The 26,172-nt window shown below is 70.7% G+C and carries 25 protein-coding genes and 2 pseudogenes; 14 read left to right on the forward strand and 13 right to left on the reverse strand.

All coding sequences use genetic code 11. The features are described from left to right. The first annotated feature begins 57 nt into the window (after window positions 1-57). Window positions 58-657, forward strand: coding sequence for a Uma2 family endonuclease (locus AC067Z_RS22910; protein ID WP_478791434.1), 600 nt, complete (start codon window positions 58-60; stop codon window positions 655-657). Here the strand turns inward: AC067Z_RS22910 and AC067Z_RS22915 are convergent, their stop codons facing one another. From AC067Z_RS22915 to ligD, 8 genes are all read right to left on the reverse strand, one after another. Next, on the reverse strand, window positions 658-1,119 hold the full coding sequence (locus tag AC067Z_RS22915) for a DUF3291 domain-containing protein (protein WP_478791435.1): 462 nt from the start codon (window positions 1,117-1,119) through the stop codon (window positions 658-660). Further along, window positions 1,116-2,168: an amidase family protein gene (locus AC067Z_RS22920; protein WP_478791436.1), complete on the reverse strand. Its 1,053-nt coding sequence runs from the start codon at window positions 2,166-2,168 to the stop codon at window positions 1,116-1,118. The genes AC067Z_RS22915 and AC067Z_RS22920 overlap by 4 nt, the downstream gene beginning before the upstream one ends. Window positions 2,169-2,172: 4 nt before the next feature. Then, entirely contained in the window at window positions 2,173-3,657 is a 1,485-nt protein-coding gene (locus AC067Z_RS22925) for a penicillin-binding transpeptidase domain-containing protein (RefSeq protein ID WP_478791437.1), read from the reverse strand. Beyond that, a complete protein-coding gene (locus AC067Z_RS22930; RefSeq protein WP_478791438.1) occupies window positions 3,654-5,039 on the reverse strand; it encodes an FtsW/RodA/SpoVE family cell cycle protein in 1,386 nt (461 codons plus the stop codon). Before AC067Z_RS22930 ends, AC067Z_RS22925 begins: the two co-directional genes overlap by 4 nt. 116 nt (window positions 5,040-5,155) lie before the next feature. Beyond that, the gene (locus AC067Z_RS22935) at window positions 5,156-5,467 is read right to left on the reverse strand and encodes a zinc-ribbon domain-containing protein (RefSeq protein WP_478791439.1); all 312 of its coding nucleotides are present in this window, start codon (window positions 5,465-5,467) and stop codon (window positions 5,156-5,158) included. An 87-nt stretch (window positions 5,468-5,554) separates the two neighbouring features. Beyond that, window positions 5,555-7,741: a HEAT repeat domain-containing protein gene (locus AC067Z_RS22940; protein WP_478791440.1), complete on the reverse strand. Its 2,187-nt coding sequence runs from the start codon at window positions 7,739-7,741 to the stop codon at window positions 5,555-5,557. 669 nt (window positions 7,742-8,410) lie between these two features. Beyond that, the gene (locus AC067Z_RS22945) at window positions 8,411-9,343 is read right to left on the reverse strand and encodes an ATP-dependent DNA ligase (RefSeq protein WP_478791441.1); all 933 of its coding nucleotides are present in this window, start codon (window positions 9,341-9,343) and stop codon (window positions 8,411-8,413) included. Next, window positions 9,340-10,215 carry a non-homologous end-joining DNA ligase gene (ligD, locus tag AC067Z_RS22950; RefSeq protein WP_478791442.1) on the reverse strand — a complete coding sequence of 292 codons (876 nt, stop codon included), beginning with the start codon at window positions 10,213-10,215 and terminating at the stop codon, window positions 9,340-9,342. The genes AC067Z_RS22945 and ligD overlap by 4 nt, the downstream gene beginning before the upstream one ends. Window positions 10,216-10,256: 41 nt before the next feature. Between ligD and ku the strand changes: the two genes are divergently transcribed. Beyond that, on the forward strand, window positions 10,257-11,306 hold the full coding sequence (gene ku / locus AC067Z_RS22955; RefSeq protein ID WP_478791443.1) for a non-homologous end joining protein Ku: 1,050 nt from the start codon (window positions 10,257-10,259) through the stop codon (window positions 11,304-11,306). Between the two features lie 18 nt (window positions 11,307-11,324). Here the strand turns inward: ku and AC067Z_RS22960 are convergent, their stop codons facing one another. Beyond that, a complete protein-coding gene (locus AC067Z_RS22960) occupies window positions 11,325-11,924 on the reverse strand; it encodes a TetR/AcrR family transcriptional regulator (RefSeq protein WP_478791444.1) in 600 nt (199 codons plus the stop codon). Window positions 11,925-11,975: 51 nt separating this feature from the next. On the opposite strand from AC067Z_RS22960, the gene AC067Z_RS22965 reads away from it, so the two are divergent. Beyond that, window positions 11,976-12,926 carry a DUF2867 domain-containing protein gene (locus AC067Z_RS22965; protein WP_478791445.1) on the forward strand — a complete coding sequence of 317 codons (951 nt, stop codon included), beginning with the start codon at window positions 11,976-11,978 and terminating at the stop codon, window positions 12,924-12,926. Between the two features lie 53 nt (window positions 12,927-12,979). Further along, the gene (locus AC067Z_RS22970) at window positions 12,980-13,054 is read left to right on the forward strand and encodes a 50S ribosomal protein bL37 (protein ID WP_374211945.1); all 75 of its coding nucleotides are present in this window, start codon (window positions 12,980-12,982) and stop codon (window positions 13,052-13,054) included. Window positions 13,055-13,175: 121 nt separating this feature from the next. On the opposite strand, the gene AC067Z_RS22975 is transcribed toward AC067Z_RS22970, so the two are convergent. Together AC067Z_RS22975 and AC067Z_RS22980 are read right to left on the reverse strand one after the other, a co-directional pair. Beyond that, the gene (locus tag AC067Z_RS22975; protein ID WP_478791446.1) at window positions 13,176-15,653 is read right to left on the reverse strand and encodes a SpoIIE family protein phosphatase; all 2,478 of its coding nucleotides are present in this window, start codon (window positions 15,651-15,653) and stop codon (window positions 13,176-13,178) included. A 433-nt stretch (window positions 15,654-16,086) separates the two neighbouring features. Further along, complete coding sequence (locus AC067Z_RS22980) at window positions 16,087-16,446, reverse strand: hypothetical protein (RefSeq protein ID WP_478791447.1); 360 nt, start codon at window positions 16,444-16,446, stop codon at window positions 16,087-16,089. Window positions 16,447-16,574: 128 nt separating this feature from the next. On the opposite strand from AC067Z_RS22980, the gene AC067Z_RS22985 reads away from it, so the two are divergent. The 4 genes from AC067Z_RS22985 to AC067Z_RS23000 all read left to right on the forward strand — a co-directional run bounded on the left by AC067Z_RS22985 (window position 16,575) and on the right by AC067Z_RS23000 (window position 19,839). Beyond that, a complete protein-coding gene (locus AC067Z_RS22985) occupies window positions 16,575-17,189 on the forward strand; it encodes a TetR/AcrR family transcriptional regulator (RefSeq protein WP_478791448.1) in 615 nt (204 codons plus the stop codon). A gap of 64 nt (window positions 17,190-17,253) precedes the next feature. After that, a complete protein-coding gene (locus tag AC067Z_RS22990) occupies window positions 17,254-18,216 on the forward strand; it encodes a polyprenyl synthetase family protein (RefSeq protein WP_478791460.1) in 963 nt (320 codons plus the stop codon). Between the two features lie 156 nt (window positions 18,217-18,372). Continuing rightward, window positions 18,373-19,104 (forward strand): DUF7873 family protein, encoded by a 732-nt coding sequence (locus AC067Z_RS22995; protein WP_478791449.1) that lies wholly within the window; start codon window positions 18,373-18,375, stop codon window positions 19,102-19,104. 570 nt (window positions 19,105-19,674) lie between these two features. Continuing rightward, the gene (locus tag AC067Z_RS23000; protein WP_478791450.1) at window positions 19,675-19,839 is read left to right on the forward strand and encodes a hypothetical protein; all 165 of its coding nucleotides are present in this window, start codon (window positions 19,675-19,677) and stop codon (window positions 19,837-19,839) included. Between the two features lie 41 nt (window positions 19,840-19,880). Here AC067Z_RS23000 and AC067Z_RS23005 read toward each other — a convergent pair whose 3' ends face one another. Continuing rightward, complete coding sequence (locus tag AC067Z_RS23005; protein WP_478791451.1) at window positions 19,881-20,663, reverse strand: class I SAM-dependent methyltransferase; 783 nt, start codon at window positions 20,661-20,663, stop codon at window positions 19,881-19,883. Between the two features lie 694 nt (window positions 20,664-21,357). Here AC067Z_RS23005 and AC067Z_RS23010 point away from each other — a divergent pair. The 4 genes and pseudogenes from AC067Z_RS23010 to AC067Z_RS23025 all read left to right on the forward strand — a co-directional run bounded on the left by AC067Z_RS23010 (window position 21,358) and on the right by AC067Z_RS23025 (window position 24,022). Continuing rightward, window positions 21,358-21,654 carry a GYD domain-containing protein gene (locus AC067Z_RS23010; RefSeq protein ID WP_478791452.1) on the forward strand — a complete coding sequence of 99 codons (297 nt, stop codon included), beginning with the start codon at window positions 21,358-21,360 and terminating at the stop codon, window positions 21,652-21,654. Between the two features lie 214 nt (window positions 21,655-21,868). After that, window positions 21,869-22,173 (forward strand): annotated as a pseudogene (locus tag AC067Z_RS23015) (Tn3 family transposase); the annotation flags it as partial. A 287-nt stretch (window positions 22,174-22,460) separates the two neighbouring features. Further along, window positions 22,461-22,868, forward strand: a complete 408-nt coding sequence (locus AC067Z_RS23020; protein ID WP_478791453.1) for a YciI family protein — start codon at window positions 22,461-22,463, stop codon at window positions 22,866-22,868. Between the two features lie 8 nt (window positions 22,869-22,876). Further along, the gene (locus AC067Z_RS23025) at window positions 22,877-24,022 is read left to right on the forward strand and encodes an RNA polymerase sigma factor (RefSeq protein WP_478791461.1); all 1,146 of its coding nucleotides are present in this window, start codon (window positions 22,877-22,879) and stop codon (window positions 24,020-24,022) included. Between the two features lie 220 nt (window positions 24,023-24,242). On the opposite strand, the pseudogene AC067Z_RS23030 reads toward AC067Z_RS23025, so the two are convergent. Continuing rightward, a pseudogene (locus AC067Z_RS23030) lies at window positions 24,243-24,391 on the reverse strand (ferredoxin). Window positions 24,392-25,146: 755 nt separating this feature from the next. Between AC067Z_RS23030 and AC067Z_RS23035 the strand changes: the two are divergent. Both AC067Z_RS23035 and AC067Z_RS23040 read left to right on the forward strand, forming a co-directional pair. Continuing rightward, window positions 25,147-25,395 (forward strand): hypothetical protein, encoded by a 249-nt coding sequence (locus AC067Z_RS23035; RefSeq protein WP_478791454.1) that lies wholly within the window; start codon window positions 25,147-25,149, stop codon window positions 25,393-25,395. A 114-nt stretch (window positions 25,396-25,509) separates the two neighbouring features. Then, window positions 25,510-25,719, forward strand: a complete 210-nt coding sequence (locus AC067Z_RS23040) for a hypothetical protein (RefSeq protein ID WP_478791455.1) — start codon at window positions 25,510-25,512, stop codon at window positions 25,717-25,719. The last annotated feature ends 453 nt before the right edge of the window (window positions 25,720-26,172 follow it).

The following is a 26,172-nucleotide window of genomic DNA, read 5'->3' on the forward strand; positions in this document are numbered from 1 at the left end:
GAATCTCTCCTGGGTACGCTGGGAAGGCCAGGCAGACTCCGTCGCATGGGAGCGATCATGAGCGCCGCACGTGAGTACGGGCTGAGCGAAGGCTACGAGTGGCCTCGCCCGCCGGCCGACGGCTGGACGGCGGATGACCTCGACAGGCTTCCCAATCTTCCTCCGCACACGGAGCTGATCGACGGGAGTCTTGTCTTGATGAGTCCGCAGACCCGGTTCCACTCGCGGACCATGCGCCTTCTGGAAAACGCACTGATGGACCAGGCCCCGGACCATCTCGAAGCGATCCGGGAGATGACCATCAAGCTGGACAAGAGGAACCGGCCTGAGCCCGATGTGCTCGTGGTTCCTGTCGACGCGGATGAGGGGCCGCGGCAGACGTGGTTCAGCCCCGACGACGTCGTCCTGGCCGTCGAAGTCGTCTCGGCCGATTCGGTGGAGCGTGATCGGGAACTCAAGCCCCGCAAGTACGCGCAGGCCGGTGTCCCCCACTTCTGGCGTGTCGAGGAGAGCGACGGCATGCCGGTCGTCTACGTCTATGAGCTCGACCCCGCGACCGGTGTCTACGCGCTGGGAGGCATCTACCGCGGGCGGCTCAAGGTTGCTCTCCCCTTCCCCATCGACATCGACCTGACCGCGATCAACCGTCGGCGCTGATCACGCCGTCGCCGCCGGGGGCGGGAACGACGTGCGCAGTGTGAAAGCGAAGTCCGTCGGCCCGTGCTCCCGCACATGGCGCAGGCGCTCCTCCGCCTCCGCGACCGTCGGGCGGTGGCCCGCCGGGACCCACCACAGCGTGGTCATGACCTCCTGGATCCGCTCGAAGAACTCGTAGCGCCGCGCCAGCAGTTCACGGTGCATCCCCTGGTACATGAACGCCGTCAGGGCATTGGTGTCCCGCCACACCGACATGTTGACCATGATCGAATCGTCGTCGAACGCCCGCAGGTCCGTCGCGTTCCCCGTCGCGTCCTGAAGGCGCCAGACGAAGCCGTCCGCCGCGTCCGCGACCGCGTTCACCGGGTCCAAGTTGTCGACGAAGTCCTTCAACTGCACCGAATCCAAAGGGTGTTTGAGGCGGGCGATGTTCACCTGGGCGAGTTCGTGAGTCAGGGTCATAGCCGCACGGTATGCAGGTACGCCTCGGCCGCAACCGAGATTTCGACCAGTGAGACGTCCGCACACCGCGCCGCCACCACTTGGAGCCCGACCGGGCAGCCGTCACCCGTGAAGCCCGCCGGAAGGCTCGCAGCCGGGTGGCCGCTCAGATTGAACGCCCAGGTCAGAGCCGTGGAGTAGACATCGGGTCCAGGGCCTTCGTGGCCGTGCGGGCGGTTCGGGGTCGCCGGGGTCAGCAGCACGTCGGCCCCGGCGAACAGCGCGTCGAGCCGCCGGTCGTTCTCCTCCCGCACCGCCGCGGCCTCCGGCGCCCGTCCCGCCCGCACCGCCGCCCATGCCTCCGCCGGGTCCAGCAGCGCCGCGTCCCCGTGCACCAGGCGCACCACCCCCGCAGTCGCCAGCCGGTCCACCGCGGCCCGGGCCACCGCCGCCACCTCCCCGTCCACGTCCGCGAACCCCAGGTCGGGCGACCAGACCGCCCGCAGCGGCAGATCCGGCGGTGTCGGCGCATACGCGTCCAGGACGGAGCGCAGATACGCCCGCGCCCCGGCCGCCCGCGGCGTCAGCACACCCGCCGACGCCAGGCCGGTGCGGTCCGGCGAGGGCAGCAGTCCGTTCGTCGTCTTCAGGCCGAACACACCGCACCACGCCGCCGGGATCCGCACCGACCCCGCCCCGTCGCTGCCCGTCGCCAGCCCCACCATCCCCGCCGCGACCGCCACCGCGGAGCCCGCCGACGAACCCCCCGGGGTGCGGTCGGCCCGCCACGGATTGCGCGTCGGGCCGTGCGCGCCCAGCCCCCACGTCTGCCAGGACGTACCCGGGCCCGGCACCGCCGTCGCACCGACCGGGACCGCACCTGCCGCCATCAGCCGACGGGCCGCGTGCGAGCGGATGCCCGCACGGCCCTTCACCGCGAACGGCAGCCCGGCGAGCGGGAGTCCGGGGTCGACAGCGGCGGCGAGCGCCTGCCCGCCCCACACCTCGACGAAGGCGCTCAGCCCCGGATCGAGCCGTTCGATCGTCCCCAGCGCCTGTGCCACACCCATGACGTCAGTCTCGCAGCGCCGCCCTCATCACCGCCCGCGCGATCGGCGCCGCGCTGCCCCCGCCGCTGATCTCCCCCCGGTCCGCCGCCGCGTCCTCCACCACCACGGCCACCGCCACCGCGGGCTGTGTCGCGTCCTGAGCCTGCGCCCAGGAGATGAACCAGGCGTACGGCGCACCGGTGTTGCCCACGCCGTGCTGCGCCGTGCCCGTCTTGCCGCCGACGATCGCCCCCTTGATCGCCGCGTTCCTCCCGGTGCCGTCCTCGACGGCCTGCACCATCAGTCTCCGCAGCCGCATCGCGGTCACCGGGGTCATCGCCTGCCGGTAGGCGCGGGGGCCGTACTGCTCCACCGGATCGCCGTCGGCCCGGGTCAGCCGTTCCACCAGATGCGGGTACCGGACCTCCCCGCCGCCCGCGACCGCTGCCGCGACCATCGCCATCTGCAGTGGTGTGGCCGTGGTGTTGAACTGCCCGATCGACGACAGCGCCAGCTGGTCCATGGACATGTCCGTGTCGAAGTTGGACCGCGACACCGCGGCCGGGATCCGCAGTCCCGCGTCGTTGAAACCGAACCCGGCGACGGTCTTGATCATGTCTGCGAGCCCGACCCGGGCGCCGAGCCTCGCCATCACGGTGTTGCACGACCACTGGATCGCGTAGGCGAGCGAGGCGTCCTCGCAGCCGTCGGCCACATTGGGCAGCCTGGTGCCGGTACCGGGCAGGAAGTACGGGTCCGGCGTACCCGTCGGTGCGTCCACGTCGTCGACGACGCCCGAGTCCAGAGCCGCCGCGGCTGTCACGATCTTGAACGCGGAACCCGGAGGATACGTCTGCCGGATGGCCCGGTTCAGCATCGGCTGTGCGGGGGCGCCGTTCAGCCGCGTCCAGGCCCGCCCCGTCTCCTCGTCCGAGCCCGCGAGCAGTTCGGGGTCGTACGAGGGGCTGCTGACCAGGGCGAGGATCCGGCCCGTCGCAGGGTCGAGCGCCGCGACCGCGCCTCGGCGGCCGCCGAGTCCCTCGTACGCGGCCCGCTGCATCGACGCCCTGATGGTGGTGACGACCTGCCCCGCGGCGGAGCGTCCGCGGCTGAGGTCGTTCCAGAACGGCAGCGTGGCCAGCAGCGGGTCGGTGCCCGAGAGGATGCTGTCCTGGATGTTCTCGATCAAAGACGTGCCGTACGTCTGGGAGGCGTAGCCGGTCACGGGCGCGTACAACGGCCCCTGCGCGTAGGTCCGCTCGTACCGCAGCCGCCCGCCCGTGTCCTGGGAACCGGTGATCGGCCTGCCGTCCACGACGATGTCACCGCGCGGTTCGGCGTAACGGGCAATGGCGCCCCGCCGATTGGCCGGATTTCCGTCGAGTGCGGGTGCCTCGACGACCTGCACCCGAGCGGCGTTGACGAGGAGCGCGACCAGCAACAGCACACAGAACACGGCCGCGTGCCGGATGTACCGGCGAAGGGGGCGCTCGGCGGTCGGCTGCGTCATCGGCCGACCGCCGCCTTGTCGGTGACCTGCCCGGCCTCCGGCCCGGCAGTGACCGGAGGCGCCGCGCCGGCCGAGTGGCTGAGGCGGATCAGCAGCGCCACCATCACCCAGTTGGTGACGACCGACGAACCGCCCTGGGCGAGGAAGGGCATCGCCATGCCGGTGAGCGGGATCAGGCCGGTCACGCCGCCCGCGATGACGAACACCTGGAGCGCAAGGATCGAGGAGAGGCCGACGGCGAGCAGGCCGCCGAACGCGTCGCGCAGCGCGAGCCCGGCGCGGTAACCGCGGGCTACCAGCAGCGCGTACAGCAGGAACAGTGCGGTGAGGCCCGCGAGGCCGAGCTCCTCGCCGACGGTGGCAAGGATGAAGTCGGACTTGGCCGCGAAGCCGATCAGGACGGAGTGTCCGAGCCCGAGACCGGTGCCGAGCACGCCCCCGGTGGCGAAGGCGAACAGCGACTGGGCGAGCTGGCCGGGTCCCTGACCGGCCTCGATGGTCGCGTAGGGGTCGAGCCAGTCCTGGACACGGCCATGGACGTGCGGTTCGAGCGAACCGACGGCGAACGCCCCCGCAGCCGCGAGGAGGAGACCGACGGCGATCCAGCCGATCCGGCCGGTCGCCACGTACAGCAGCACGACGAAGAGCCCGAAGAACAGCAGCGATGTGCCGAGGTCCCGCTCCAGCACCAGAACGCCGACGCTCAGCAGCCAGATCGCGAGGACCGGCCCGAGGACACGTCCCGCGGGCAGCTGCATCCTCCCGATGCGCCGGCCCGTGTGCGCGAGTGCGCCGCGGTTGGCGGCCAGATACGCGGCGAAGAACACGGCGAGCAGCACCTTGGCGAACTCGCCCGGCTGCAGGGACAGTCCGCCGATCCTGATCCAGATCCGGGCGCCGTTGACGGCGGGGAAGAGGATCGGCGCACTCAGCAGGACGAGGGCGGCGACGACGCTGACGTACGCGTAGCGCTGCAGTACGCGGTGGTCGTCCACGGCGATGACGGTGGCGATGAACAGGGCGATGCCGAGCGCGGACCACACCAGCTGGGTGGGGGCGGCGATGTCGCCGGGCGTCTCCAGGTCGAGCCGGTAGATCAGCACCAGGCCGATTCCGTTGAGCAGCACGGCGATCGGCAGCAGCAGGGGGTCGGCGCACGGGGCGCGCAGGCGTACGGCGAGATGGGCGACCAGGGCGAGGAGGCCGAGACCGGCTCCGTAACCGAGGGTGTCCGGCGGCACGGCGCCGTGCCGGGCAAGACCGACGGCGGTGTATCCGTAGACGGAGATGAGGACGGCGCAGACCAGGAGCGAGAGTTCGACGCCCCGCCGTCCGGCGGGGCGTGGCTCGGGCGGCGGGCTGTCCGCCGTCGTTGCGGTCATGGCACGCAACGTAGCAAGCCGCCGGAGGTTTTCCCTTTATGTCCTGGTCTACATGCTGGTGCGTCTTTTGTGGCGGCGGTCCGGCCCGTCAGCCGCGCGGTGTCCGCCCCGGCGCCTCAGCGCCGGTACGGGTTCCCCTGCCCGTGCTGACCCGCCTGTCCGTACTGCTGCGGCCCCGGCGCACCCTGCCCGCCCGCCGCCTGCAGCTGCAGCTGTTCCGCCTGCGGCGCCGTGAGCTGCTGCTCCGCACCGCAGAACGTGCACTGCGTCGCGTACTTCGTCGACAGCGGGAACAGCGGCACGAAGAACAGCGTGAACTTCGTGACGCGCTTGCGGAGCGTGTGCGCCGACGGGTTGCCGCAGTGGCCGCACACGAGAGTGAGTACGGCCAGCTGGTAGATGTAGCCCTTGGTGCCGAAAATGATCATTTCCTGGTCCCTCCGTCGTGGTCCAGCATCACCCACGCACCGGGGTCCGCGGTACGCCGGGGCCCCCGGCGGCTCCGCGGGACCGTCTCACGGCGTGCCCATCACGGCACGCCGGCACAGGGCCAGCAGTCTCTCGTCCACGAGGATGTCGTCGCCGCCACAGGCGCCGTCGATCGCGTTGTGCCGCCGCACGGACAGCAGTTCGCGATCCACGAGCCGGTCCGCGCCCTCCGCGCCCCGCGTCGTCAGCTCCGCCATGACACCCGCGATCAGCACCCGGGCGTACGGCATCTCCGACCATGCCCTGCGCAGCACCGGCCAGGCCCGCCCCGGATCCCCGCTCACCCGCCACAGCGCGGCCGCCGCCTCCACCCGCATCCACGGATCGGCCGACCAGAGCAGCCGGCCGAGCGTCTCGGCGGCCGGGGCTCCGGCCGGTCCCAGGGAGCCGAGCACCGACGCGGCCGTCCGCCGCGCGGCCGGATCCGAGCCGTTCAGCACCGCGCACAGCACCGGCAGCACGGCTTCGGCGTCACCGTCGACCGCCCACAACGCACCGGCCGCCCGCGCGGTGACCGCCGCCGAGAGATCCGCTGACGGATCCGCGGAAATCTTGGCCGAAAGTCTGGCGGAGCGGCCCGCCGAGCGGCCTGCGGAACGGCCCGCGCCGCCGCCGGACATCCGACCGCCGCCGCCCGGGAGACCACGCAGCAGCCCCCTCAGATCCGGGACGGCCTCCCGCGCCGCGGGCCCGAACGAGGTCAGCGCGAGCAGCGCCCCGTTCATCACTGCCTCGCGGCGGTGTGCGGGTGCCCCCCGCAGCACCCGCAGCACCGCCGGCACGGCCTCGGGCAGCGTGTCGGCCGCCCGCAGCACGGACAGCCCGTGCAGCAGCGGCCCGGCCTGCTCGTGGAGCCGTTCGTCGAGGCCGACACGGGAGAGCCGGTCGCACAACACGGGCGCCAGCGGAGTCGCCGCGGTCCCGAGCCGGTCCAGCGAAGCCGTCAGATCGCCCGGCACCTCCCGCCGGCCGAGGATGCGGGCCAGCACCGGAACCACCCGCGGGTCACCGGCCCGGACCAGCGCCGTGACGGCGGAGCCGAGTGCCGGCGGCCCGGTGTCCCACTCGCGCACCCAGCCGGACGGGTACGCCTCCACCCTCTCCACCAGTGCGTCCGCGGCCGGAGCGGCCAGCTGGAACAGGCCCTTCAGCAGATGGGCGGCCGCGTCGCCGAGCCGCGGCTCGGTATCGGCGAGCTGCTCCCCGATGAGGGTGACCAGCTCGTCGTACGCACCCCGGTAGGTCCGCAGCAGCCCCTCACTCATGCGTACCGCGTCGACCCGCTGCCCCCTGTCGGGGCTGCACAACTGGTCCACCAGCAGCGCGATCCGGTCGTCCACCCGGTCCCCGAGGCCGGCGTGCAGCGTCCGCAGCAGATCCGCCGTCCACGGCGCCGCGCGGCCACTGGCAGCGGCCGCCCGCATCGCCCGCGGTTCGACGGGCGGCGCCGCCGAACCGAACTCGGCCTCCGCGGCCACCACCACCGGCTCCGCGCGCAGCTGGCGCAGCAGCCCCGTCACCCAGGGGACGATGTCGCCGGGCAGCGCGCCCGGCGCACAGCGGGCGAGCTGCGCGATGGCACCGAGCCGCAGCCCGGCGCAGTAGTCCGGGCCCGCGAGATGCATCAGCAGGCCGACGACCTCGTCCGTCAGGCACGTGTGCCGCAGGGCTGTCCGGCCGGCCGCATCGATGCAGGCCAGCCGTACTTCGTTGTCGCTCTCGGCGTCCAGCCGCTCCCGCAGCAGCCGCAGCACCCGTACCGGATCGCCGTGCAGCGTGGCCAGGGCCAGCGGCACCGCCAGACGCACCCCGCGATCGTGGTCGTGCGCCAGCTCCAGGAAGACATCTGCGCCCGCCGTAACGGCGGACGCCGCCATGGCGTAGTTGGCGGCGTCCTCGAACTCCTCGTCGTCCGGATCGAGTTCGTCGTCGTCCAGGTCGATTCCGCCGATGCTGGTCAGCAACTCGACTATGCCGCCGCGGTCCTCGACCGTGGGGTCGGCCACCAGCTCCATCAGGAACGGGATGCAGGCGAGCGTCGAGTCGTAGACGTCCCCCTGGTGGTGCACCGCCCCGTACATCCCGTCGAGCGCCCTCTCGCGCTCATCGGGATCCGCGGAGGCGAGCCCGCGCAACAACTCCGGCACGTCGTCGGCCGGGCCGTAGGCATGCGCCAGAGCGGCCCAGTCGACTTCGTCGATCCCCGCGAACACCGTTGCCCCCTCCCAAGAACCCTGTGTCGTCCTTGCGTCTGGGGAGAGTGTGCCCCACCGCCGGGACCTCGGGTCCGCTATCACGCCGGTTGTCGGACTGCAGGAACCTGCACCCCGTGGCCGTGCCCACCCCCCTGGCCGGGGGTGATGGTGCCATGCACGGACTGCGGGTGACGTCCGCGTGAGCGAAGGTCCGGAACCGGTTGTACGCGAGCCTTCCGGGCGGCCGCACAGCTGCCCGTCATGACAGGGACGGGGGCCGCACCAGCCTCGTCCCTGAGCACCACAGGGACGGTGCGCTCGCGTCCCTCGCCCCTTGTCTGACATGGGACTTCACACTCGGCCCGCCCCCCGCTCCCACGTCGGCCGGGCTCGCCCGCCGGGCGCCCGCCCTGTCCACGGCCCGGCGCCCGACCGCCCCGGCGATGCCCTGGACACCGGTCCGTGCCGGCAGCCGTCCGCCCTGCTGCGGCTGCGCCGGGAGCCACGCCGCGCCCCGCTCGCGGCGCCCGAGAACCGGCCGGTGCAGTCGACCTGCCGGCGCCCGCAGGCTGGCGCATTCTGAACTGTGCTCCGCCGCCGGGTACCGGCGCACGGCAACGGGTGTGCCGCATCGGTCGGATCGGGGAGCGCGGTGGTGTCGATGCGCTGCCCGTATCGGCGAAGCCCTCAGCCCTCGGATCGCATCCGTACGAACCTGGCGGTCTCGTGGCGCCCGGCGGCTTGGCGCAGTTCGACGAGGAGAGGCTGCGTCAGTGTCCTCACGGACCCGTGTTCCGGGTGGTCCGTCAGCTCGCCCAGGCAACCGCGTACCAGCTCGCCGACCTGCCGTGACTGTGTCACCGTCAGGCGAGGTGACGTCTTCACGGTCCGGCCGTCGGGAAGCCGCACAAGAAGTGCCTGTGGTCGATCCGCCGGGCCGAAGATGCCGAGAAGCACGCCGTCCCTCGTGTCCGAGTGCCGGATCTTCCGCCAGGCCGAGGTTCCTCGCGCCCGGTAGGGCGAGCTCAGCGACTTGGCGACGATCCCTTCGACCCCCGCGGCTCTCATGTCGCGGAACCAGCTGCGGGCGGCTTCCTCGTCCTGCGTGGCGAGCACGCGCTGGAGGGGCGGGCCGACGTCGCGCAGCGCGACTCCGAGCAGCTCCCAGCGTTCCCTCAGCGGCAGCGTTCTCACGTCCCTTCCCGGGACGGCGAGGATGTCGAAAGCGATGTAGGACACCGGGACTCCCAACCGCTCGCGGTCACTGTGGGACCTGAGCAGGTCGGTGAAGTTCAATCGCCCCTCGCGGTAGGCGCACAGTTCACCGTCCAGCACGATTCCGGGTGGCAGGTGGTCTCGCAGGTACGCGGCAATGTCGGGGAACTCCCTGGAGAGGTCCCTCCGGGAGCGCGACTGCAAGAAGACCCTGCCCTCCAGGACGAACGCGAGGGCGCGGAATCCGTCGAGCTTGAGGGAGTACTGCAGTCCTCCGGGCGTGCTGCCCTGCACGGGGATCTCGTCCGCGGACCGAGGCCGCATGACGTCGACCGGTGGGCGCAGGACCACTGCCGGCGAGCTCTCGTCCGTGCCGTCGGGGTTCGGCGGCCCCGGTGCGCTCACGGCAGACGTCCGCGGCTCTCGGGATCGACGAGCCGACCGAGCAGGTCCCCGTACCGGTCCAAACGCGGCGCGATGTCGGCGAGCCGGAACACCAGATCGCGTCCCGCCTCCACCTCCTCCCACGTCACCGGCGCCGACACGGTCGGCTCGGGGCGGGCCCGCAGGGTGTAGGGGGTGGCGGTCGTCTTCGCCGCGGCGTTCTGGCTGTGGTCGACGAACACCTTCCCGGGGCGCAGCGCGCGCGCCATCCGGTGCAGCACCAGCTTCGGCAGGGCGGCCTCACCCTCCACGGCCAGCGCTCTCGCGTACGCCGACACCTTCTCCGACGGCGTCGGCACGAGGGGCACCAGCAGGTGCAGCCCCTTGGAGCCCGAGGTCTTGACCAGGGCATCGAGCCCGTCCGCCGCCAGCCGCTCGCGCAGCCACAGGGCGACCTCGCAGCACTCGGGGACCCCGGCCGGCGGGCCGGGGTCGAGGTCGAACACCATGCGGTCGGCGACGGCCGGCGCGTCCGCCCGCCACTGCGGTGTGTGGAACTCGACCACGAGGTTGCTCGCCCACACCAGCGACGCCAGATCGTCGAGGACGACCTGGCGGGCGCCGGGGTCCTCGGAGCGGGGGACAGGGGCCGTACGCACCCAGTCGGGTGTGCCGGGCGGGGGATTCTTGGTGAAGAACACCTGCCCGTCGGGGCCGTCGGGATATCGGAGGAAGGAGACGGGCCTGTCCCGCAGATGAGGCAGGATCGCCCCGGCAGTGACGGCGTAGTAGTGCAGGATCTCGCCCTTGGTCGTCCCGGTGGCTGGGTGGATGACCTTCTCCAGATTGGAGAGCGTCAGCCGCCGCCCCTCCACCTCCGTGATGGGCGTCATACGATGAGAATCCCATAAATCCAGGGCAGAAGGGATGAAAGGTGCGATCCATCTGGAACGGCGCGATCTCCTTCGGGCTGGTCAGCATCCCGATCAAGCTCGTGAATGCGACCGAGAGCCGCTCGGTCTCCTTCCGGCAGATCCATGCCGAAGACGGTGGCCGGATCCGCTACCGCAAGGTGTGCGAGCTGGAGGAGAAGGAAGTGACGACCGCCGAGATCGGCAAGGCGTACGAGGACGCCGACGGATCGATGATCCCGATCACGGACGAGGACCTGGCCTCTCTCCCGCTGCCGACGGCGAAGACGATCGAGATCGTCGCCTTCGTCCCCGCCTCGGAGATCGATCCGCTGCAGATGGACACCGCCTACTACCTGTCGGCCAACGGAGTGCCCGCCGCCAAGCCGTACACGCTGCTGCGCGAGGCGCTCAAGCGGAGCGAGAAGGTGGCCGTCGCCAAGTTCGCGCTGCGCGGCCGGGAGCGCCTGGGCATGCTGCGGGTCGTCGACGACGTGATCGCCATGCACGGACTGCTGTGGCCGGACGAGATCCGGGCGCCGGAGGATGCGGCCCCGCAGTCCGACGTGACGGTCAAGGATGCCGAACTCGACCTGGCCGACGCCCTGATGGACACACTCGGCGAGGTCGACATCGAATCGCTGCACGACGACTACCGGGACGCGGTCGAGGCGATGATCGCGGCGAAGGTGGAGGGCGGGGGCGCCGCACCGGAGCCGGAGTCGCCCGCCGAGGGCGGCGGCAAGGTCATCGACCTGATGGCCGCCCTGGAGAGCAGCGTGCGCGCGGCGAAGGAGGCCCGCGGCGGGGGCGGCGGGGACGCGGAGGTCACGCCGATCAAGGGGCGGTCCACGCCGAAGTCGTCCGGCGCCAGGAAGTCCACGGCCACCACTGCGAAGAAGAGCGCGGCCAAGAAGACGGCGGCCAAGTCCACGGCGAAGACAGCGAAGACGGCGAAGAAGACGGCGTCGAAGAGCACGGCCAAGTCGACGGCCAAGTCGACCGCGAAGACGGCGGCCGGATCCACGTCGACAGCCAAGAAGAGCGCCTCCCGCAGGCGCAGTTCGGCGTGAACCGGCCCGGGCCCGGCGCTACCGCCTCAGCAGCGTGTCCGTCACCGACTCCAGATACACGTCGCCGTCCCCGCCGGCAGGCAGCGCCTGCGGCACGGCATGGCTGAGCTGGGTGTGCCCGAGATAGCTGGTGTACGCCAGCAGCCCGCGCTCGTGCGCCTCCCGTTCGTCGAAGCCCAGTTCGGCGAAGAGATGGGCCAGGTAAGCGATCCGGCGCTCCGTCACCCGTCCCAGCACGGCCGCGACCTGTGGATGCGCGGCGGTCGCGAGCAGTGACACCTCCAGCGGATCGTCGGCGGCGGAGGTCGTCGCATGGTGCAGGAGCGTGCGCAGCCGCCGCTCGGGGTCGGGTTCGGTCTCGACCGCGGTGATGATCTGCTCGGTGGAGATCTCCTCCCAGCGCTCCAGCGCCGCCTCGATCAGCGCCTCCCGGTTGGTGAAGTGCCAGTAGAAGCTGCCCTTGGTGGTCCCGAGCCGGGCGGCGAGCGGTTCGACGGCGACGGCGGCCAGCCCGCGCTCGGCCATCGCGGCGAGCGCGGCATCGGCCCAGTCGCCTGCGGTGAGGCGCCTGCGCTCCCGCTTTCCGGCCCGTTCCGGCCTTTCCTCTGCTCGCGCCATGTCCATACGCTACCGTACGGTTGAACATACGCCGCCGTATGGAGGTGCGGAATGCGATCGGTACGCAACGTCCACGAGCGCGTCGTCGAAGCCCCCGCCGAAGTGGTGGGCGCACTGCTGGACCGCCTCTCGTCACCGGACGACCCCATCAGCCCGAGCCCCGTCTGGCCGCCGATCCGCTTCGACCGCCCCCTCGCCGTCGGCGCCGAGGGCGGCCACGGCTTCGTGCGCTACAGCGTCGGGGCGTACGAACCGGGCCGCAGCGTCCGCTTCGACTTCCCGCCGCCGGAGAACGGCTTCCACGCACTCGAGATCGAGCCGCTGGGCGCCGGGCGCTGCCTGGTCCGCCATGTCCTGGAGCAGCGCCAGACCCTGAAGGGGAACGTGCTCTGGGCGCTGGCGATCCGGCCCATGCACGACGTGATGGTCGAAGAGCTGATCGACAACATGGTTCGCGCCGCCACCCCCGACACGCCACCGCGGCCCGCCCGTTGGACCCGCCGAGCGCGGCTGCTGCACCGCGCGGTCCGGGGCCGGCCGCAGGCGGTCCCCCTGCCGACCGCGGCCGTCCTGGCCCGACAGGCCTTCCAGGAGCCCGACTTCGCCGACTCCTGGCAACTGCCGCTCGACCCCGGCATGCCCACGGCGGCGACGGCCTGGCGCGCGGTCCTTCCGTTCCAGGTCAAGGTAAGTGCGCCGAACGAGCTGCTGCTCGGCGAGGACGCGAGCCACCTGGACTTCCGCGCTTCGGTGCTGATCGACGGCGAGACCGTCACCCTGACCACCGTGGTCCGGATACACAACCGGCTCGGACGGATCCACTGGACCCTCGTCCGCCCCTTCCACCCCGTCATGGCCCGCCGCATGCTCAGCCGTACCCACCGCCGCCTGGCCCGCGCGGCACCGTCCGCGGCGGAGCGCCAGTCCCCGGAAGGCTGTCGTGCGCACGGCGCCGAACGCCGCGGCCGTATCGCTGATGCGCCCCTTGGGGACCGAACCTAGACTGACCGAAGGCGTGGAAAGTCAGGAACGCCCGGAAAAGGGAGTTGCACACCATGTCCAAGCGAGGGAACAAGCGCCGCGCACGCAAGAAGAAGAGCGCGAACCACGGCAAGCGCCCCAACGCCTGAGCACACCGCGACGCGTACCGCTGCCCGACCAGCAGGGGTACGCGTCGCCGTGTGCTGCTCGCGCGGGCGCGGCGGCGTGCAGCCGGATCGTCCGTGCAGCCGGGTCGTTCCCGGCAACGGATCAGAAGGCCGGACCGCCCTCCGCCGCCGCCCCCGATCCCTCCGCGGGGAAGGGCTGCTCCGTCCAGATCGTCTTTCCGGAGCGCGTGTAGCGCGTCCCCCACCGCTGCACCAACTGGGCGACGATGAACAGCCCCCGCCCCCCTTCGTCGTCCACCGTGCTGTGGCGCAGATGAGGCGAGGTGTGCCCGGTGTCCGCGACCTCGCACAGCAGCGTCCGGTCGCGGATCAAACGCAGCTGCAACGGCCCCTCGGCATAGCGGACAGCGTTGGTCACGAGCTCGCTGACGACCAGTTCGGTCGCGAACGTCAGCTCCTCCAGGCCCCATTCGCCCAGCTGCTCGGTGGCGAGTTCCCGCGCATGCCCCACCGCGACCGGCTCCGCCGGCAGCTCCCACGCGGCGACCTGCCGGTCGCCCAGCTCGCGCGTACGGATCAGGAGCAGCGCGGTGTCGTCGGCGGCCGTGCCCTCCGGCAGGAGTTCGGCGACCACCCGCTCGCACAGCTCCTCCAACGGGCGCTCCCGGTCGCTGAGTACACGGCGCAGGGCATCCATTCCATGGTCGACGTCGCGGTCACGGGACTCGACGAGCCCGTCCGTGAAGAGAGCGACGAGACTGCCCGCCGGCAGCTCGACCTCCAAGTCCTCGAACGGCAGTCCGCCGAGCCCCAGCGGCGGGCCCGCGGGCAGATCGGGAAAGAGACAGACCCCGTCCGGACCCACGATCGCCGGCGGCAGATGCCCGGCCCTCGCCATCGTGCAGCGGCGCGAGACCGGATCGTAGACCGCGTACAGCACCGTCGCCCCGGTGGTCACGTCCGGGCCGGGACCCGAGGGCTCGCCCTCCGGGGCCGGTCCTTCCGCCGGCTCGTCCGGCGGCCGGCCCACCAGGTCGTCGAGGCGCTTCAGCAGCTCCCCGGGCGGCATGTCCAGCTTCGCGAGAGCCTCGACGGTGGTGCGCAGCCGCCCCATCGTGGCCGCCGCCTGCAGCCCGTGGCCGACGACGTCTCCGACGACGAGCCCGACCCGGGCACCCGACAGCGGGATGACGTCGAACCAGTCACCGCCCACCCCCATGACGTCGTCCGTGGGCAGGTAGCGGTACGCGGCGTCCACCGCCGACTGCTGCGGCAGGTGCTGCGGCAGCAGCCGGCGCTGAAGGGTGAGAGCGGCGGCACGTTCGCGGGTGAAGCGCCGGGCGTTGTCGAGGCACACCGCGGCGCGCGCCGTCAGCTCGTCGGCGAGGGAGACCTCACCGCTGTCGAAGACGGCCGGACGGCCGTGGCGTACGTAGGTGACCAGCCCGAGTGCCGTACTGCCCGTCCGCAGTGGCACCACCAGGGTGTTCTCGACATGTACCAGGCCGCCGGAGGCGAGGCTGCGCAGATGGGGCGACCCGCGCGGGTATTCCACGGCCGCAGGGGGCCCTGTCACCGCAGGGCCCGGCCCTTGGGCGACCCTGACGAGCGCGGGCCGCTCCCACACACCCGGCTCCGGCTCCTCGCCCCGCAGCACGGCCGGCACCAGGTCGACGGTGACGGAGGACGCGAACCCCGGCACGGCCAGCTCGGTGATCTCCTGCGCGGTGACCCGCACGTCCAGGGTGGTGCCGATCCGCCTGCCCGCCTCGACGAGCAGCGCCAGCCGGTTCTGCGCTTCGTAACGGCTGGTGATGTCGAACGCGTCCTCGCACACGCCGAGCACCTGCCCGTACGCGTCCTGCAACCGGTAGTACGAACAGGACCACAGGTGGTCCTTGCCCGGATCGCTCGGCAGCTGCCCCAGGAAGTGCAGATCGATGATGGGCTCACCGGTGTCGATGACCTGGTGCATGACCTCGTCGAGTGTCGTCGCGTAACTGCTGGTCACGAAAATGCCGTCCGGATACAGCTCATCCGCCCGCATCCCCCGGTACTCCGAGAACGGCCGACCCACTTCCCGCCCGTACGCCGCATTCGCCCAGGTGAGACGCAGCTCGGTGTCGTAGATCGCCAGGCCGAGCGGAGACTGGGTGGCAAGCCCGTTCAGCAGCGCGAGCCGGGTCTGCCACAGCCGCAGCCCCTCCAGCTCCGCCACCACGAGAATCCGCGTGGCGGCACCACTGCCGGGCAGCGGGCACACGGCGGTGGCCACCGCGATCGAGTGACCGTCCCGGTGCCGGGCGAGATACGTGTCGCTGCCGCCGAGGGGGTGGACGGGGTCGGCGAGCGCAAGGTCGACCGGCTGCCCGTCGGACGGCGGGGCCTTCCCGGCAACCAGCCCCTCGCCGTCGGGCAGAAACAGCTCCGCGGAACGTCCGACGACCTCCCCGGGCGTATAGCCGAGCAGCCGCTCGGCCGCGGGACTCCACCCGATGACCGTGCCGTGGGCATCCAGTACCACCGTGGCCGCAACGGCGATGTCGAGAGGCCCGCGGAAGTCGGCACTTTCCGCGGCGTCCCATGCGTCCCACGCGCTCGCCGCATACCACGTGCTCATCGCGCCGATCCCGCCCGGTTCATTACTCTCAGGGTCCGCCCGGCCCGCGCCGCGCACAACCGGTGACGAACGACGGCCGGACTCCGGAAGGGCCCCCGCCTGTGCGGGAACCGCTTCGTCCTGTGGCCGGTCCAGGTCGAGATCGAGACCGCTGGCACCGGCCCGCAGAGACAGCGAGGGTGGACACGGTCACGCGCATCCTCACCACCCCGTGGAAGGCGGATGGCGAAGGCGGTCACGGCAGGCGACGTCGAGGACGAACTGCCCGGGGCGGCGCCATGCGGAAATGACCGGTCCGTTCGGGTTCGGGACCGGGCGGCGAAAGGAGTGGCACGGCACCTGCGCAACCCCGTGACGCAGGTGCCGCCGGCCGGGCGCAGCGCACAATGCCCGGTCGCACCCCAGCGGGGCCGCAGGCCGTGTGTGCCGCCGGTCAGGCCGCTTCGGCCGGACCCGTCAGCGCTCCGGCCTGGTCCCACACGCGCCGCGCGAGCGACACGTCCGAGGCGGGGTGCTGCAGCGGCAGCTGCTTGTCGCTGTCGAAGTAGCGGCCGTGCGGCACGCCCGGGGCCAGAGCCAACCCGACCACCGGCCCGGCGCCTGCCTCCGGCGCGGCCCAGGACCACGTCACGGCCTTGAGCAGCAGCCCCGTGACACCGCCGGGATCACGGAGGCCCGTCCTGATGACCGCCGGGTGGACTGCGCCGATGCTCGGACCGCTGCCGCTGCCGCCGGTCACCTTCCAGCGCTCGGCGAAGCCGCCTGTGACCACTGCCGTGATGGAGTCCGCCACGGCCGTCACCATGGAGCAGACCTGAAACAATTTTCTAGAATAATGTTATGGATTTCTTCGATCGTCGATCCGACGGGCCGGTGGTTCCGACGGGTGTCTAGGCTGGTGCGCATGGTGAGGTGGCCGACATGGTGAAGCAACAGCGTGGTGAAGCGACCGTCGAGCACATCCTCGTCACCGCGCTGCGCGTGTACGCCGAGTCGGGCGGGCAGGGCTTCACCGTCAATGCCGTCACCAAGGCCGGCGGAGTGAGCCTCGGCAGCCTCTACCACCACTTCGGCAGCTTCGACGGCCTCGCCGCCGCGCTCTACATCCGGTGCATGGGCGAGCTGTTCGACGAGATGACCGCCGCACTGCAGCGCACCCGCACCGCCCGTACCGGCGTCCGCGCCCTGGTGCACGCCTATCTGCGCTTCACCCAGGAACACCGCGACGCCGCGCTGTTCATCCATGCCTCCGCCTACTCCGGTTACCTGGCCGCCCATGCCGACACGGTGCGCGCGGCCAAGGCGGCCATGCTCGCGCCGGTCGCCGCGTGGTTGCAGCCGCGGATCGAGGCCGAGGAGATCGTGCCCATCCCTGCGCCCCTGGTGGAGGTCCTGGTCCTGGGCCCGGCCGCGGAGGCCGCCCGTCGCTGGCTGGCCAACACCTACGACATGGACCTTGCCGCAGCCGCCCGTATCCTCCCGGACCGCATCTGGCGCTCCCTGTGCCCCGACGAGCCGGCGGAGACCGCCGCCTGAAGGACGCTCGCCGCCCTGCCGATCCGGCCGGGCCGATCGCGACGGAGGTCGTTACGTGACATCCATGACGTACGTGGAACTGCACCGGAAGTTCTCGGCAGACATAGAGGCCGAGACGGAAAGAGCCCTCGAACGGCTCGCCTCCTCGGCCGGAGAGGTGAGCCTCGCTGTCGGCGGCCTCTTACGCCACCAGAGGATGAAGTACCCCCTGTCGGTCCTGCCGTTGCTCGTGCACGGCGCCGAGACGGGAAACCCGGGCTCGGCCACCCCCATAGCCGCAGTGCACGTGTTGTGGTGGACGTCTGCCTGCTATCTCGACGACCTCGCGGACGGGGCCGGTGCGCAGCACGCCGACAGCGCCCCCGATCCGCGCGAGGCACTGCTCGCCTCCGTCGTCGCCGGCCATGTACTGCCCGTACAGATCCTCCGTTCCCTGCCCGTCCCGGATCCGGTGCGGAGCACCCTGACGGCGGAAGCCGTGGAGTGCGCGGCATTCGCAGCCGAAGGGCAACTGGCCGACATGCGCGCAGACGTGCTCAGCGCCACGCGGAAGTCGGTCGTCGAGGTGTACCGCGGGAAGTCCGGCGCCCCGTTCGGCATGATCACCGCGATGGCCGCGACACTGGCGGGCGCGCCTGCCGAACGAGTCGACCGCTGGCGGGAGTTCGGCTACGTGTTCGGCATTCTGTGGCAGATCTTCAACGACCAGGAGGACCTGCTCTCCGGACGCAACGAGGACCTGCGGAACGGCACAGTGACGTACCTTCTCGCCTGCGCTCTCGACGAGGGAGCGCCCGAGACCGTGGAGCGCATCGCGGAGCTGCACTCCGCCGCCGGAGAGTGCGACCGTGCGAGATCCGCACTCATGGACCTGCTGCTGTCCCCGGCCGGACTCCGCCCGTTCGGTGCGGGCATCGCCGAATTCCGCGACGAGGCGTACGGCATTCTTGACGGACTCGGCGGCGACGAGGAATACCTGCCCCTCCTGCGGCAACTCGTGGATCAGCCGTCCCGGATGCTCCTGTGACGTCATCCTCCGATGACGTCATGATCCCTGTGCCGAACGGACGTTGGGCGTGGGCTGCGCCCCTCCGGCCGGCGCCGGGAGCCGCGAGCGGGCGAAAAACCACCCGACCGAACGGCTCGCTCTCCGGTAGGTTCGCTGGTGTTCGAAGGGGGAGAAGTGGCGAAGCTCAATCAGATCATTGCTGTGGAAAAGGGCGTCAAGAGCAAGTCGTTCCAGGACATCACAGCGGCTCACCAGAGGGTGCAGAAGGTCGCACTCCTGGCCGGGATCTCAAGGACCTACCAGCCGAAGGACGAGGAGGGCGAGCAGCTGCCGCCCGAGTCCACCAGGGTGCAGGTCAAGGCCGAGGACGTGCTGCGTGAGATGTCGGCGTCGCTGACCCGGCTGTTCGACGTGACCGCCACCAAGGACTGGGCGAACTGCACGGCCCGCGCGGACGTCGTCGTCGACGGGCGGACCGTCGTCGCCGAGGCGCCGGTCAGCTACCTGCTCTTCCTGGAGAAGCAGCTCGTCGACCTGCACACCTTCGTGAAGAAGCTGCCCGTGCTGGACGCCGCCGAGTCCTGGTCCCTGGACCCGTCGACTGACTGGTGGAAGACGGACCCCGTACGCACGATCCGTACGAAGAAGGTGCCGCGCAACCACGTCAAGGCCGAGGCGACGGACAAGCACCCGGCGCAGGTCGAGGTGTACTACGAGGACGTGCCGATCGGTTACTGGACGACCGTGAAGTTCTCCGGAGCGCTCCCGGCAAAGCGGGTGAACGAGCTCCTGGAGAAGGTCGAGAAGCTCCAGCACGCGGTGAAGTTCGCCCGCGAGGAGGCCAACAGCGCAGAGATCACCGACCAGCGGATCGGCGACGCGGTGTTCGGCTACCTCTTCGGCTGACGCCACCCGGCGTCGGCCCCCACCATCGCCCCCGCGTGCGAGCGCGGGGGTGCGCAACAGGCACGGACCGGAAATGAGGACCGGTTCGTGCAATGGGCGCAAGCTGAAACTGAGGTTCAGCCTGAAGACGCGGTCACAGTGAAGGTTCGAGTCCTTCCCCCGGCACCACGCGCCGGGGTGGCCCAACCGGCAGAGGCAGCCGCGATCAATCTCAGACTCTCGCTCCAGCTTCAGCATCGCCACCGATCGCCAGATCGACCGAGTACGGACGAGCGCCGGCGGATGCTGGTTCGAATCCCGCCTGCACCTCTCGCGTGGTGCGGTAGTTCAAAGGAAGAACACGACGGCCTGATGACTGATCCGTACTCTTAAACGCCACTGGCGTGCGCAATTGGGTGGCATCCCCAGGGGCCCGGGAGCTGGATACGACTCCCGGGTCCCGCCACGTTCAGGGGCGACTGTGCACTCCGCCGGCTCCTGGTCCGGCGCCCCCGCGACTTTCTCCTGGTCCGGCGCCCCCGCGACTTTGGAAATGGTCCGATGCAGGCGCCGGGCGCCAAGGAGGTCGCCATGGCGCTCGCGGACGTGAAGTGCAGGCAGGCCGTCGACCACGTCGCACGCCGCCCGGCCGTCGAAGCGGGCTGCCGGACCGCGGAGATCCCCCGCACCACCCGGCTCAATGCCTACCGGTCCGCCTGGCAACTCAGCGTCACGAAGGCGCGACCCGTGTCCTGACCCGCAGACCCGTCCGCGCCCCACGCAGGCATGACGGTCGGTCAGCTGTTCCGTGCCTCGATCAGGAAGCGCTGCGAGTACGCCACGAACGGTCCGTGGCGCTCCATGAAGCTGTGGAGCTCGGCAAGACGATCGCGATACGCGTCCACCGTGAAGCCGGGGACGATCCAGATGACCTTGCGCAGAAAGTGGATCACGGCCGCGATGTCGTGGAACTCCATCCGGAGAGCTTCCTGCCGCAGGTCGACGACCTCCAGACCCGCCGCTTCTGCGCAGGCTGTGGCCGCAATCGGGCTGGCGCCGGCTGTCGTCAGGAAGGAGCCTCGGGGTGCGTGAGCGGAGGCTTGCTGCGGCCCCATCATGAAATCGGTCAGCTCGCGCACCGAGCCCGAGCCCACCTGCTGGGAGAGGTAGGTGCCGTCGGGGCGCAGAACCCGGCGAACCTCGTCCCAGCGGGTTGCCACGGGATGACGGCTGACGGCCAGGTCGAAGTGATCGGGCGGAAACGGCAGCTCGGCCGCGTCATCTGCCTGGACGACGATGGCTCGGAACTTGGCCAGGTTGCGCCGGGCAATCTCCAGATTCGGCTGCCAGGACTCCGTCGCCGCCACCACGGGCGGCGCGGTCGACACGGACGCCAGCACTTCCCCACCGCCGGTCTGGATGTCGAGGACGGCCTCGGCCTTCGACATCCGCTCCGCGAGCAGCTTCGCGTAGCCCCAGGAGGGGCGCTGTTCGGTCGCGCGCCCGGCGAACCAGGAGAAGTCCCAGCCCTCAGTCGGTACGGCTTCCCCTTCGGCAACGAGATCTTCGAACCTGGACATGGAGCGAGGATGGCAGGCCCCGAAGACGCACGCACCACGATTACGGCGCAGAAGATCGTCATCTCTGCCTCTACCTCCTTGTCCACGTGAGGGTCCGGCTACGGCAGGCCGCTCTGTGGTGGAAGCGGATCAGTGGCTGAGGCGGGAGGGCGGGGTTACTTCTTTGAACTCGCCGTCGCCATACGCCCTTCGACACATTGCGACGCTTTCCGCATGGCTCAACTCTGGAGTGCATGCATTGCGGTGCCCACGCGCGTCGGCAAGGTCTTGCTCAGCCGGTACGCCAAGTGCACTTCGGCGGCGGCCAATTGGTCGCCAGCCGCCGCAATTGAGGATCAGTTGTGCGAGTGCGAGTGACCGCATGCGACGGTACGGCTTCGGAGCATGCCTCGGCCGGTGACCCGCGTTCCTGTCCTCAGGTATTCCGCGCCGGTGGCTCCGGGGATGCCTGTCGGGCCGGGCCATGAAGCCATGCCCGAGCGGCCGGCGTCACCACCGGGGACGCTCTGACGCCGTCGCTTTCCGCGTTCGCTGTAGTGGTCACCTTTCATTTGTGCAGACGGGCGGCCCACCGCTCGAGGGAGCGTGTGATGGCGCCTCTCACTCGTTCAGATGCGCCTCTCATGCGCATTGCGCGCCTGAGGCCCAGAATTTGACCACGATGTGTTGTGTCTACTTACAGGGGTAAAGGATCATGCCCACGTTTGTCGCGCTGCTGAACTGGACCGACCAGGGGGTCCGCGGTTACAAGGACACCCCGCAACGCGCCGAGGCCTTCACCGCAGCTGCACAGAAGCTCGGGGTGAAGGTCCTCAACCTCTACTGGACTGTCGGTCCGTACGACATCGTGGCCGTCGTAGAGGCGCCCGACGACGAGACCGCCGCCGCGGTGCTCCTACAGGTCGGTGCGTTGGGCAACGTCCGTAGCACGACCCTGCGAGCTTTCGGCCTGGACGAGATGGACCGCATCATCGCCAAAACCACTGGCTGAGGGACTTCCACGTCGAGGATCTGTCGGTACGAGTGACACGATCAAGGCCCCTGGCTCTGCTGGGGGCCTTCGCCATTCCCGGGATTGACCTGCGCTGATGCTGCAAGATCCTTTCCACGAATTGTCCACGGACCCCGACATGCGCCCGCTCCGAGTGGCATACGCCCTGCACACGCAACAAGACCCCGACCTCAGCGCCTCCGCTGGTTATGGGATCTGCCACGGCGCCCGGGGCCAGATCCGCAGGCGTATCGCGAGGGCCAGGAGGGCCAGGCCAGTCCGGGCCTTGTGCTCACTGCCGTGGCCCTGTGGAACACCCGCCACCTCGACGCCGCCGTCGCCCAGCTCCGCGCCGAAGGCCACGAGATCAAGGACGAGGACGTCGCCCGGCTCTCCCCGCTCAAGGACCGGCACATCAACTTCCTGGGCCGCTACCAGTTCGACATCCAGGCCGGCGGCCCCGGCCAGGTCTTGCGTCCTTTCCGGGACCCGGACGCCGTCGAGGTCACCGATGACGAGAACTGCACGCACCCGCTCCTGGCGCCTTTCCTTGGACACGGAAAGACCCGCGCACGACGCCGCGCGATTGTCCCCCGCCGCTTGATCCAGTTGTTCGGTCGGTGCCGATCTTGGAAGCTCTCGCCCTCGCGCCACGCTGTGGACCCGGACGCCGCGAGACGGCTCACCCAGGCTCATCCACGAGGGCCAAAAAATTTTCGGACGGCGATGTCGAGAACCCGCGTCCGGCTCCGTCCCTGGGGTGAACGCGACGAGAATGGGTCGCACGAGCACCGAGGAGAACCACGATGGCCAAGTACCTGCTGCTGAAGCACTACCGCGGCGCCCCGGCTGCGGTCAACGACGTTCCGATGGACCAGTGGAGCCCGGAGGAGATCTCGGCGCACATGCAGTACATGCGCGACTTCGCGGATCGGCTGGAGAAGACAGGCGAGTTCGTCGACGGTCAGGCGCTCGCCCCTGAGGGAGCGTGGGTCCGCTACGACGGTGAGGGGCGCCCGCCGGTCACCGACGGACCGTTCGCCGAGACCAAGGACCTCATCGCCGGCTGGATGATCATCGACGTCGACAGCTACGAGCGCGCCGTCGAGCTGGCCGGGGAACTGTCGGCCGCCCCTGGGAAGGGCGGGGAGCCGATCCACGAGTGGCTCGAACTGCGTCCCTTCTACGGCGTGCAGCCCACCATCACGGAGTGACTTCCGAGGTGAACGAGGCCCTGCTCCGGAGCCTCACGCCGAGCGTGCTCGGGATCCTCGTCCGCCGCGGAGCCGACTTCGCGGCGGCCGAGGACGCCGTGCAGGACGCGCTGGTCGAGGCGGTCCGCGTGTGGCCGGCCGCCCCTCCGCGGGATGCGAAGGGCTGGCTGGTCACCGTGGCCTGGCGCAAGTTCCTCGACGCGACCCGGGCGGACACTGCCCGCCGTCGGCGTGAGGACCGCGTCGAGGAGGAGCCGACGCCCGGGCCCGCGCCCGCGGTGGACGACACGCTCCAGCTCTACTTCCTGTGCGCCCACCCGTCGCTGACCCCGGCATCGGCGGTCGCGCTCACGCTGCGCGCCGTCGGCGGGCTGACCACCCGCCAGATCGCCGAGGCCTACCTGGTGCCCGAGGCGACCATGGCGCAGCGCATCAGCCGGGCCAAGCGCACCGTCTCCGGCGTGCGCTTCGACCGGCCCGGCGACGTCGCCACCGTGCTGCGCGTCCTCTACCTGGTCTTCAACGAGGGCTACTCCGGCGACGTCGACCTCGCCGCCGAGGCCATCCGGCTCACCCGCCGGCTCGCGGCCGCGATCGACCACCCCGAGGTGGCCGGGCTGCTCGCCCTCATGCTGCTCCACCACGCCCGGCGCGCCGCCCGGACCGCGTCCGACGGCAGCCTGGTGCCGCTCGCCGACCAGGACCGCGGCCGGTGGGACACCGAGTCGATCGCCGAAGGCATCGGGATCCTCCAGGCGGCCCTCGCGCGCGACCGGCTGGGCGAGTTCCAGGCCCAGGCCGCCATCGCGGCACTCCACGCCGACGCGCCCACCGCCGAGGAGACCGACTGGGTGCAGATCGTCGAGTGGTACGACGAGCTCGCCCGCCTGACCGACAGCCCGGTCGTCCGGCTCAACCGCGCGGTGGCCGTCGGCGAGGCCGACGGACCGCGCGCCGGCCTGGCGGCGCACGCGGCACTGGACGACTCACTGCCCCGCCACACCGCGGTGGCGGCGTACCTCCACGAGCGCGACGGCGACCTGGAGACGGCGGCGCGGCTGTACGCCGAGGCGGCCCACAAGGCACCCAACCTCGCCGAGCGCGACCACCTGACCCGCCAGGCCGCCCGGCTCAACGCCCGAGGCTGTCGCTGACGGGTCGCACTCGGATTTTCCCGCGGCACTGGGCGGGCACCCGTGGCCGGAGCGGTCGCCTCACAGTGAGTGGGCGGGTCAAGACGAGCTGCGCAACGCGTTGCCGACGGGGAACTCAGCGGCGACTACATGCGCGCCGGAGGCGTGGTGACTCAATGGTGTCGTCCCGGTCGGCGGCTGGCACCCCAACGGTATCGGCGGCCAGCCGCCCGCACCTGGCTCAATCCTTGACAGTCACAGCCTGAACCGGGCAGCTACGGGCTGCCTCCTTCACCAGCGGGTCGCCTGCCCCGTCTTCCGGCCGGAAAGCACCGCTCCGTACCCGTCGTCGTCCTGGGTGAAGACGCCGGGTGCAGTCAATGCACACATGCCCGAGCCGATGCACACGTCGCTGTTGATGCTCACCCTGCTGGTCACAAACTCGTCCCTTCGAAGTCCGGTGCGCACGAGGCCTCGTACAGGAGTAGTGATTACCTGGCACAGGCGCCGTGCAGGCATTACGACCCGCGCGTCACCCGGTCGGCTGCAGTGCCCGGAAGCGCCGCTGACCTCAGGGGCGAGCTCGTCTCCGGGCGGTGCTTCATGAGAACGACGTTCTCCTGCCAGTGCGGCGCTGACGCTGTGGCAGCCCTGGGCGAGTGCCATCGCCTACGGCACGAAGCGGATCGAGAACCGCTCAGGGCCCACCGAGCACCGGGGGCAGGTCCTCATCCAGGCAGGCCGCACCACCGACCCGAACGCGAAACACACGCCGCTGGCCCGCCCGTTCCTGCGCCGCCCCTTCCCCGGCGTGCGATCGTCGCCGTCGCGCGCCTGGAGAGCGAGCTGCCACGAGGACGACGGCTGGTGCACCCTCTGGTCCGCCGGCGGCCTGTGGCATTGGCGTAGGGCTGACGTCACCGCGCTTGCCGAGCCGCTGTCGTGGCCCGGATGTACTTCGGGTGGGCTTTCGGCCTGCTGAGGTGGTGGGCCTGGCCGAGCCGGATCTGACGCTCCCCGCGTCCGGGTGGGGCATTGCCCTGCTGCACCAGATACGTCTGAGCTTGGGCAAAGAGGGGTGGCCGAGGTCGGCTAGGTGGGCGGCGAACGGATGGGGTTGCTGTTGCGACCTTCACGCCGGAGGGATGTTCTGGCGTGAGCTGCGGGTGATGTCGATGGACGGGACCTGCTTCGACGTGCCCGACTCCAGCGCGAACGCGACAGCCTACAGCCTTCCCTTCAACGGTTCGCGGCCCGCCCCGCAGGTCCGCATGGTCGCGCTGGGCGAGTGCGGGACGCGGTCGCTGGCCGGTGCGGTCTTCGGCTCCTTCGCCGTGGGCGAGCGGACCCCGGCCCGCCGCCTGCTGCCGTACTTTGCCCCGGCATGCTGGTGACGGGCGACCGCGGCTTCCCGTCCTTCACGCTATGGCGGGACGCGCAGGCCACGGGGGCCGAACTGCTGTGGCCCGTCGCGGACTCCTTCGCCCTGCCCGTCGACGAGCGCCTGAGTGACGGCACCTACCTCAGCCACCTCAACGGCCGGCGGGCGTGGCGACCGTCTCACGGTCCGCGTCGTCGAGTACACCGCCGCCACCACCACCCACACGCACGCGGACGGCGAAGGGGAACAGAACTCGGAGCTGTTCTGTCTGATCACCACCCTGCTCGAGCCCGGGACGGCCCCGGCCCTGGAACTGGCGGAGTTGTATTCACATTAAGATCGAACAGCGCAGCGGGCGCACTGCCACCCTGCGCTCCAACAGCCCCGCCACGGTCGAGCATGGCCCACGTTTCAGCGACTACTCGGTTGAGGGCGGGCCTGGCGACCTACCGATGGCCGGCCTACCCACCAAACGACTCGATTGACCCGCCCCTATGCCGGGCGCTTTGAGCGACTGACGGCACCGTTCACGCGCCCCAGCAGACACGTGTCCGCTGGGGCGCGGGGGAAAGTTCGGCAAGGATGTCGAGAACGGCGTGACGACTCCGTCCCAGGGGCAGACGCGACCACCGTGGTCGGCCCTCAGGAGGCCCACCATGACGAACGACCAGATCACCGAGATCCCCAAGCGCTGACCAAGGATGGGACACCGCGGAACATCCCGATCGCCTTCGCCTGGAACGGCAAGGAGGTTGTGATGTGCACGGCGAAGAACGCCCCGAAGCTGGCT

It is taken from the genome of Streptomyces sp. NPDC043812 (assembly GCF_056436245.1).

What these genes read in the sequence shown, in the direction of transcription:
- AC067Z_RS22935 (WP_478791439.1), bottom strand. Translation starts at nt 5,467, where the DNA reads ATGATCATTTTCGGCACCAAGGGCTACATCTACCAGCTGGCCGTACTC.
- AC067Z_RS23020 (WP_478791453.1), top strand. Translation starts at nt 22,461, where the DNA reads ATGGCCAAGTACCTGCTGCTGAAGCACTACCGCGGCGCCCCGGCTGCG.
- AC067Z_RS22990 (WP_478791460.1), top strand. Translation starts at nt 17,254, where the DNA reads ATGACGTACGTGGAACTGCACCGGAAGTTCTCGGCAGACATAGAGGCC.
- AC067Z_RS22985 (WP_478791448.1), top strand. Translation starts at nt 16,575, where the DNA reads ATGGTGAAGCAACAGCGTGGTGAAGCGACCGTCGAGCACATCCTCGTC.
- AC067Z_RS22925 (WP_478791437.1), bottom strand. Translation starts at nt 3,657, where the DNA reads ATGACGCAGCCGACCGCCGAGCGCCCCCTTCGCCGGTACATCCGGCAC.
- AC067Z_RS23000 (WP_478791450.1), top strand. Translation starts at nt 19,675, where the DNA reads ATGGCGCTCGCGGACGTGAAGTGCAGGCAGGCCGTCGACCACGTCGCA.
- ligD (WP_478791442.1), bottom strand. Translation starts at nt 10,215, where the DNA reads ATGACGCCCATCACGGAGGTGGAGGGGCGGCGGCTGACGCTCTCCAAT.
- AC067Z_RS22965 (WP_478791445.1), top strand. Translation starts at nt 11,976, where the DNA reads ATGCGATCGGTACGCAACGTCCACGAGCGCGTCGTCGAAGCCCCCGCC.
- AC067Z_RS23010 (WP_478791452.1), top strand. Translation starts at nt 21,358, where the DNA reads ATGCCCACGTTTGTCGCGCTGCTGAACTGGACCGACCAGGGGGTCCGC.
- AC067Z_RS22960 (WP_478791444.1), bottom strand. Translation starts at nt 11,924, where the DNA reads ATGGCGCGAGCAGAGGAAAGGCCGGAACGGGCCGGAAAGCGGGAGCGC.
- AC067Z_RS22930 (WP_478791438.1), bottom strand. Translation starts at nt 5,039, where the DNA reads ATGACCGCAACGACGGCGGACAGCCCGCCGCCCGAGCCACGCCCCGCC.
- AC067Z_RS22910 (WP_478791434.1), top strand. Translation starts at nt 58, where the DNA reads ATGAGCGCCGCACGTGAGTACGGGCTGAGCGAAGGCTACGAGTGGCCT.
- AC067Z_RS23035 (WP_478791454.1), top strand. Translation starts at nt 25,147, where the DNA reads ATGTTCTGGCGTGAGCTGCGGGTGATGTCGATGGACGGGACCTGCTTC.
- AC067Z_RS22915 (WP_478791435.1), bottom strand. Translation starts at nt 1,119, where the DNA reads ATGACCCTGACTCACGAACTCGCCCAGGTGAACATCGCCCGCCTCAAA.
- AC067Z_RS23005 (WP_478791451.1), bottom strand. Translation starts at nt 20,663, where the DNA reads ATGTCCAGGTTCGAAGATCTCGTTGCCGAAGGGGAAGCCGTACCGACT.
- AC067Z_RS22975 (WP_478791446.1), bottom strand. Translation starts at nt 15,653, where the DNA reads ATGAGCACGTGGTATGCGGCGAGCGCGTGGGACGCATGGGACGCCGCG.
- AC067Z_RS22920 (WP_478791436.1), bottom strand. Translation starts at nt 2,168, where the DNA reads ATGGGTGTGGCACAGGCGCTGGGGACGATCGAACGGCTCGATCCGGGG.